The organism is Endozoicomonas sp. ONNA2, from assembly GCF_024606365.1.
Taxonomy (GTDB): Bacteria; Pseudomonadota; Gammaproteobacteria; order Pseudomonadales; family Endozoicomonadaceae; genus Endozoicomonas.
Map to the genome: position 1 here is coordinate 1 of NZ_JAHHPO010001107.1, position 1,495 is coordinate 1,495.

Consider the following 1,495-nt stretch of genomic DNA (forward strand, 5'->3'; position numbering starts at 1 on the left):
ACGTCCATGGCAACGTCCATGGGGTTATCCGCCTCGGTGAACAGTGCCGCCTCTATCCATGCAACGGGTATTCATTCATTGCCATCGCTGCACAGTTCGGCAACGACCATGAACGCCACCACGGCTTTCCCAGCCCGGTCCAGCCTGTCCGGTTCCAGCAAGGACACTGTTGCTGCCAATGCATCAGCAACGTCAACAACAGCCAATCCCGATTCTGTTTCGGTTTTTTCCAGTCCGATTGGTATAAGTACGTCGTCGTTTAATTATGCAAGCCCGACTGTCCAGGATTCTGCTTCTGCAAGCATTGCCACCGCCCCGATACTACTACCAACCAGTACTCCCTCACTGGTTAACACCCTGCCTCCCTGGACTGACAGTATTATCCCGGCACATTCATTCGGCGGCATTACCGACATCGTGCCCGCCAGGACCACCCTGGCCCTGTCCAGTTCGCTGGCCGCTACCAATTTAACACTGGATCAGCAACTGACCGCCATAGTCGACGACATGGGCAAATCAACCAATCTTGGCATGTACGAAGATGACCTGGCTTATTTTCAACAACTGTTTCCGGCCTTTAACCTCACGGAATTAGTCACCTTTGTTAAGGACAGTGCCAGGGATTTTGCCGGATTTATGCTGCTCGAAGGCATTGAAGCCTTCGCCGAAACGATCAATGGCACGTTCACTAATGCCACTTTCCCTAATGCCACTTTCCCTGATGTCGCTCGTCACTATTTCGATATCGTAGCAGCCGGGTTGGATGACATGATTCAGGAGTTCAACACCACCATCGCGCCTGCCCCGACCACTAGCTCAACGACAGTAGCCCATCACCATCGTTCAAAAAGAATGATCCTTTCGGTGCAGGATTTCTTAAGCAGAATCAGGTGGCTGATAAGGGCTGAAGATGCCCTTGCCAAAGACAACATGGTCCCGCAACTGTTGGATTTTTTACGGGGTTTTTCTGCAATGCGCAATGAATTTACCCTTGCGGTGCAGCGTGGCGTTGCGGGAGACCCGGATGCAATAGCTCTTGTCAATCAACTCCGTCAGCCGCAGGGGATGGCCAATTATTTGGCGCAATATGAGCAGGAGGTCTTTAATTTAATGTGGGGTGAAGACTATCAGGCACTTGGCAGATTAGCGTTTAAAGTTAACACCCTCTCATTTATTAACGACAGTACTCCGGCACAACCTAGAGACATGATGCAAGGGTTCCAGATCTTGATTCGTAACTTGCTGCAGCGTCTCCAACGGATATCTCTGACCCCCAATCCGTCAGCTGTGACGAATTTAAGATTTGTCACAGATTTCTCTTTGGCATGGAACCCTTTGCGACTAATGATGAATGATCTGCAATTACAGGAAGGCGTATGTCTGGGGGATATAGTGTCATTGAGCGTTGCCAGCCACTTTGGAATTTCTGTTGGCCGCTCTTTAAGGAATTGTCTAAAAATAACTTTCCCATTTCACTCTAATTCTGGAACTATGG

1 protein-coding gene is annotated in these 1,495 nt (G+C 49.8%); it reads left to right on the forward strand.

The genetic code is table 11. From position 1 onward, the window contains the following. Nucleotides 1–1,495, forward strand: a 1,495-nt coding sequence (locus tag KDK14_RS19700; protein ID WP_257266921.1) for a hypothetical protein, incomplete at both ends; no start/stop codon positions are given.